General features: G+C 42.5%; 9 protein-coding genes. 4 read left to right on the top strand and 5 right to left on the bottom strand.

From position 1 onward, the window contains the following. Window positions 1-38: 38 nt before the first annotated feature. Window positions 39-365 (bottom strand): PilZ domain-containing protein, encoded by a 327-nt coding sequence (locus KHS79_RS03920; RefSeq protein ID WP_212716772.1) that lies wholly within the window; start codon window positions 363-365, stop codon window positions 39-41. Between the two features lie 294 nt (window positions 366-659). Here KHS79_RS03920 and KHS79_RS03925 point away from each other — a divergent pair, with 294 nt between their 5' ends. Next, the gene (locus tag KHS79_RS03925) at window positions 660-1844 is read left to right on the top strand and encodes a SpoIIE family protein phosphatase (protein ID WP_212716774.1); all 1185 of its coding nucleotides are present in this window, start codon (window positions 660-662) and stop codon (window positions 1842-1844) included. Beyond that, complete coding sequence (locus KHS79_RS03930) at window positions 1841-2326, top strand: STAS domain-containing protein (RefSeq protein ID WP_027709822.1); 486 nt, start codon at window positions 1841-1843, stop codon at window positions 2324-2326. Before KHS79_RS03925 ends, KHS79_RS03930 begins: the two co-directional genes overlap by 4 nt. Window positions 2327-2401: 75 nt before the next feature. On the opposite strand, the gene tal is transcribed toward KHS79_RS03930, so the two are convergent. Beyond that, a complete protein-coding gene (tal, locus tag KHS79_RS03935; RefSeq protein WP_094787888.1) occupies window positions 2402-3355 on the bottom strand; it encodes a transaldolase in 954 nt (317 codons plus the stop codon). Between the two features lie 78 nt (window positions 3356-3433). Next, entirely contained in the window at window positions 3434-4420 is a 987-nt protein-coding gene (gene dusA, locus KHS79_RS03940; protein ID WP_212716776.1) for a tRNA dihydrouridine(20/20a) synthase DusA, read from the bottom strand. Window positions 4421-4553: 133 nt separating this feature from the next. Here dusA and KHS79_RS03945 point away from each other — a divergent pair, with 133 nt between their 5' ends. Further along, on the top strand, window positions 4554-4982 hold the full coding sequence (locus KHS79_RS03945) for a hypothetical protein (protein ID WP_212716778.1): 429 nt from the start codon (window positions 4554-4556) through the stop codon (window positions 4980-4982). Window positions 4983-5026: 44 nt separating this feature from the next. Then, entirely contained in the window at window positions 5027-5602 is a 576-nt protein-coding gene (locus KHS79_RS03950; protein ID WP_212716781.1) for a site-specific integrase, read from the top strand. Between the two features lie 91 nt (window positions 5603-5693). Here the strand turns inward: KHS79_RS03950 and KHS79_RS03955 are convergent, their stop codons facing one another. Both KHS79_RS03955 and KHS79_RS03960 read right to left on the bottom strand, forming a co-directional pair. After that, window positions 5694-5888 (bottom strand): pyocin activator PrtN family protein, encoded by a 195-nt coding sequence (locus tag KHS79_RS03955; RefSeq protein ID WP_212716783.1) that lies wholly within the window; start codon window positions 5886-5888, stop codon window positions 5694-5696. A 34-nt stretch (window positions 5889-5922) separates the two neighbouring features. After that, on the bottom strand, window positions 5923-6299 hold a 377-nt coding region (locus KHS79_RS03960), incomplete at its 5' end, for a transposase (RefSeq protein ID WP_212716785.1).

Here is a 6299-nt window from a genome sequence, read left to right on the forward strand (position 1 = left end):
GTTGTTTCATACCGCTTTCTAGTTAGCCATCATATCTATTACATAATTTTATCAATCTTCAATGCGACTTCGTATAATTCATCTGTTGACTTTTGAGTGACTCGAATAACTGTGCCCTCAGCAATAAAGTCAGGAAAATCTTCGCGCTCAGATGGAATCGTGATTTCCAATAAGCTACCTTCCGTTAGAGACTTTTCAGACTCAAGAAGTACGCCAGTGCTACTTAGGTTAATGCATTTCACTGACATTGATGTAAGTGTGTGGTTACCCTCACTACAACCCAGTGCTTTGAGTTTGGCTTCAGTCTCCATCCTCATTCGAATAAAGCCTCGTTTTTCTGTATAAAACTGGTTACTTAGGTTCATGGATAACCTCATTCTATAAACACCCCTTCAGTATAAGCATAGGCGTTAAAAGTACGGTTGGTTGTGTGTTATTGTCTGATGTTGGCTGACGTATAAAAATTATTGCTTATTTAAAAATCACTCTTGCTGTCTTTTATATAAAAGAGTAATGTTGCCCACCTCATGTAATGCAATTAGTGATTAGCCAGATTTATAGTGAGCAAACTCACATAACTGGGTTGAGCAACATAAGAAAGACCTATTCTTTAAAGAATAGACAAAGCTTGCGAAAAGCAGGTATTGCAAGGTCCGTTTATGAATACCAACAGTAGTAAGCTTTTGGTGATTGACGATGAACCCATTGTCCGTGAAAGCATTGTGGCTTACCTTGAAGACAGTGGCTTTGCAATCACTCAGGCTGAAAATGGTGAAGAAGGCATTCAGGTTTTTAAAGAAGAGCATCCAGATCTGGTGATCTGTGATTTGCGTATGCCTAAATTAGATGGTTTAGGTGTTTTAAAAACAATTCGTGGTATATCGCCGAATACCCCTGTGATTGTGGTATCAGGTGCAGGTGTTATGTCTGATGTCGTGACTGCATTGCGACTGGGTGCCAGTGACTACTTAATTAAACCGATAGGCGACTTAGAAGTACTTGAGCATTCCATCAATCGGTCCCTGATAAATACGCAGTTATTGCAGGACAATCAGCGTTATCGAGAAAACTTGGAAGAAGCCATTCAAACACTGCGTAATAGCCTGGCAGAATTACAAGCAGATCAAAAAGCTGGTCGGCAGGTTCAGTTGAAAATGCTGCCGCAAAGCCCTTTCGCAACGACTGACTATGTTTTTGCTCACCATATAAACCCTTCACTTTATCTAAGTGGCGACTTTGCAGATTACTTTCCACTTGGAGAGCATCGGTTTGTCTTTTATCTGGCAGATGTTTCTGGTCATGGTGCTTCATCAGCATTTGTCACAGTTCTGTTAAAGCATATGACTATGCTCTTTGTAGAGGAGTGTGAGAAACAAGGTCGGTCTGAGCAGGCATCACCAGCAGAGTTGCTGGACTATCTGAATCAAGGGCTAATTAGTGCTGATCTTGACAAGCACGTCACGATGTTTTGTGGAATTCTTGATACGCAGTGTCATCAATTGACATATAGTTATGGGGGGCACTTTCCGTTCCCTTTGTTTGCAACACCTGATACCGAGTATTACCTGGAGGGACATGGTCTACCTGTAGGATTATTTGATGATGCGACCTACGCAAATACGGTAATGGACTTGCCGATGCAGTTTTCATTAACTATCTTTTCTGACGGTATCATTGAGGTTTTACCTCAAGAACGACTGAAAGATAAAGAAGCGTATTTGCTGTCTATTATTAGTGAAGGAGCATCAACGGTTGGTGCAATTGTACAAGCACTGGGCTTGGATAAAATGCAGGATGCACCAGATGATATAGCCTTACTGGTGTTGGCTAGGAATATGTCATGACAGCCGGAAAAATACAGTTTGCTGAAAATGAAGGAACGTATGTTCTAAAATTTGTGGGTGATGTAAGGTTAACGCTCTGCTCCACCCTGGATACGTTTCTGGATAAAATGTTTGCCCAGCCTGATTTTAAATCAGTCATCGTTGATTTAACTGAAACTGAGGGAATAGACAGTACATCACTTGGACTGTTAGCAAAACTCTCTATTCAAGCGAAGAAAAAACTGGGTCTGGTGCCTACCGTAGTGTCTACCAATGAGGATATCACTCGAATTTTGTTGAGTATGGGCTTTGATCAGGTTTTTATTTTGGTCCGTGAGCAGGCTCAGCCATCTCAATCTCTCCAGGAAGTGCCTGTTGAAGAGTGTTCAGAAGAGTCAGCAAAGAAAAAAGTGCTGGATGCTCATAAGGTGCTGATGAGTCTGAATGAAAAGAACCGGCAGGCATTCAAAGATCTAGTGAAGTCACTAGAGTGTGATGGTTAAGAAGCATTATCTTTTTTAATTTTTTATAGAAGACAGCAGCAGGCTTTGGTGAGCACTGCTGCTGGCCTTAATGCTTTAGTAAAGCGGGCTTAACTTATTTTCCAGCTTAACTTGGTCAATTGCAAAGTTGCGAATACCTTCAGCCAGTTTTTCTGTGGCCATTGCATCCTCATTCATAGACCAACGGAAACTAGCTTCATCAACGGCAGGTTTAGCGATTGCTTCGCCTAGGTGTTCTGGGTTGAGTTTTTGCTCAAGCGGTGCGTTGGTCGATGCTAGCTCATCAAGCAACTGTGGGCTGATTGTCAGGCGGTCACAGCCTGCTAGCTCCTGAATTTCACCAATATTTCTGAAACTGGCACCCATTACAATTGTTTTATAACCATGCTGCTTGTAAAAGTTGTAGATCGCTGAAACGGATTGTACGCCAGGATCTTCTGCTGCAGTGTATGATTTACCAGTAGCTGCTTTGTACCAGTCTAAAATTCGGCCAACAAAAGGCGAAATCAGGTAAACGCCAGCATCTGCACAAGCTGCTGCTTGGGCAAAGCCAAACATCAGCGTTAGGTTACACTGAATACCTTCTTTCTCTAATATTTCAGCGGCACGGATACCTTCCCAGGTTGAAGCAATTTTAATCAGAATTCGGTCGCTGCTGACTCCTGCATCAGCATATAGCGCCATAAGTTGCTTTGCTTTAGCAATGGTAGCTTCTGTATTAAACGAAAGGCGGGCATCTACTTCTGTGGATATACGGCCAGGAATAACCTGCAAGATCTCTTTACCAATACTCACTGCCAGTTTATCACAGGCATTAGCAAGCATTTGTTGTTGGCTTCCACCCTGTCCTTTAGACCAACTAATGGCGTCATCGATGAGTGATTGATATTGAGGAAGCTCGGCGGCTTTAAGAAGCAGTGAGGGGTTTGTTGTTGCATCCACGGGTTGGTATTTTTTTATGGCTTCAATATCACCAGTATCTGCAACCACTGTAGTAATTTGCTTTAGTTGTTCCAATTGGTTTTGCATACAGATATAAACTCCGTGAGTGCAAGGGTTTGTAATGTGGGTGGTTAGTATAACATGCTGGTTAAGAAATGTAGTTACCTAACTAGCGGTAAGTGCTGCAGCTGCTTGCAGGGTTTGTAGACTGCTTCCTGGTTTACAGGCATTTTCACTTAAATATCGACGGAACTGCCTGCCTCCTGGTTGCCCTTGAAATAAACCAAGAATATGTCGGCTTAAATGGTGCAAGCGAGTACCGCTATCCAGCTCTTTTTCGATATAAGGATAAAACTGGCTAAGAATTTCATGGCGAGAGGGAATGTGGTGATGGTCATTAAAGCAAAGTGTATCAGCGTGAGCCAGGATATATGGATTTTGATAGGCTTCACGACCAATCATCACCCCATCAATATGTGATAGGTGTTGCTGCACTGCCTCCATTGTATTAACGCCACCATTTAGAATGATTTCCAAGTGAGGGAACTCTTTTTTAATGGCATAGACCCATTCGTATTTAAGCGGGGGGATTTCCCGGTTTTCTTTTGGACTTAACCCTTCGAGAATTGCAATGCGTGCATGAATTATAAATGTTTCACAGCCTACAGCAGAAACTGTTTCAACAAATTGGCAGAGTTGTTCAAACTCTTCTCGGCCATTGATACCAATTCTGTGTTTCACCGTAACAGGAATTGAAACTGCTTTTTGCATTTGAGCGAGACAGTTAGCGACAGTCTCAGGCTCAGCCATTAGACATGCTCCAATTCGCCCATTTTGTACACGATCACTTGGACAGCCGACATTCAAATTAACTTCGTCATAGCCCCAGTCTTCAGCCAGTTTGGTGCATGCAGCAAGCTCTTCTGGGTTTGAACCTCCAAGTTGTAAGGCAACTGGATGTTCTTCAGGGCTGTAATGTAAAAAGCGTTCACGGTCACCATGGAGCAGTGCACCTGTTGTGACCATTTCGGTATAAAGCAGCGTGTGACGAGTAATCAAACGTAAGAAGTAGCGTTCATGACGATCGGTCCAATCCATCATGGGTGCAACGCTGAGAGTCCGGTTTAGCTTTTTACTACTTTTATTAGCCATATCAACTAGTTATCGATTACTTTTGAATCAAACATTCGTTTAAAAAGTCGCTAAAATACGATGCATTTCAACTATCAGTGCAGCAAATGGTGTAGCATTTGGAGTATGCTGCACCGTGCATATGGAGAGCCAAATGCTGACTATTTTAAAACGTTCAAGGGCAAATGGAAGTACCGCTTACCAGGCGTTGGTGAGAGTAAAGCGTAAAGGCAAAATTGTCTATTCCGAATCAAGAACTTTTGACCGTGAACGGCTTGCACGGGCATGGGGTAAGCGGCGTGATTTGGAGTTGCAGAGTGCTGAAGGCTTAGAAAAGCTCAAGGCAGCTAAGTTGACCCTGGCTGAACTGATTACCCGGTATATTGTTGAAGTTGATGCTATCAAACCATTTGGTCGTAGTAAGCGCTACACCCTTGAGTCGTTATCAGCCTTAGGTCTGGCTAGAAAAATTGCCATCGACTTGACCAGCGCGGATGTGATTGAGCACTGTAAAATTCGCCGGTTAGAGGGGGCAGGGCCTGCCACTGTCATTCAGGCTATCACCTACCTGCGCACCATCTAGGGCTTTGTCATGCCGGGTGGGGGCTGCCAATTACTACCTATGCTGTGGATTCCGCGAAGCCTGTTCTTAACCAGCTTGGGTTAATTGGTAAGTCGGGCCGAAGAGATCGACGAATCAATCCTGAGGAAATTCAACAGTTGTTGTTAGCGTTTCATGAACGGGGAGGGAAGCGACAATCCAGTATTCCGATGGCAGATATTTTTGAATTTGCTATCGAAACGGCCATGCGGCAAAAGGAAATATGTAATATTCGCTGGGAGGATCTCAACAAGGACAAAAAAACAATCCTGATCCGTGAACGCAAGGGTCCCAAAAATAAACACAATAACAATCAGGTTGTGCCTTTATTGGGTAAATCGTTTGAGATTATTTTGAAGCAACCACGCATTGATGACAGAATTTTTCCATATAACTCTAGATCTGTCGGGGCTGCATTTTCTCGAGTCGTCAGAAGTCTTGGAATATATGACTTACGTTTTCACGATCTTCGCCATGAAGCTGCAAGCCGCCTGTTTGAGCAAGGGTATGATATTCATGAAGTATCGTTGGTGACGGGGCACAAAGATTGGAATATGCTTAGGCGTTACACTCAAATCAAACCTGAGTCGTTACATCGTTAATAATTATGAGTTAGTTGTAGAGTTTCCATGAAGTGGTTATATATACTGTTGGCTGTTGTTTTGTTTGGAATTGGGATATTTGGTTATACTTTTATTTACAAGGTGTTTCAGTATTCTGATAATCAATGTGAAAGAATGTATTAAACGGCAATTGATGTGTACTGGCGCGATAAGTTGCAGTTTGTGGATTAAGCCCTAAATATTTTTCACACACATCATTCAAAGGGATTACTGTTTTTCCGTGCTCAGCCATTAATAATAAAACTGTATTTAATTTAAATGCCATTTTTTTCCCGTCCTTTATATTACAAAGCCTTAACCTAGGGCCTGTTAACACTAATTAACTTGTCTACGATAAGCGCAAAGTGAATAAAAAAACGAAAAACAGCGTCTAGTTTTTCAAATCGTGAAAATATGCGTCTAAAGCCTTTTAGCCTACGAAATAAGCGTTCAACTTCATTCCGTTTTTTGTACATTTCACGATCATATGTCCAGGGTGATATCCGATTCATTCTTGGTGGAACTACGGGCTCCATATTCAAATCAATGACTAACTGCCTGGTTTCGTCCCCCTCATAGGCTTTATCCATTATGACCTGTGCACCTTCCCACCCACAGTTTTCAAGCTTTTTTAGTAGCTTTCTTCCTTCCGGTGCATCACCCGCCTGACCCGGCGATAAGGAAAAAGTGACGGCGG

This window comes from Zooshikella ganghwensis, assembly GCF_018263875.1.
Taxonomy (GTDB): Bacteria; Pseudomonadota; Gammaproteobacteria; order Pseudomonadales; family Zooshikellaceae; genus Zooshikella; species Zooshikella ganghwensis.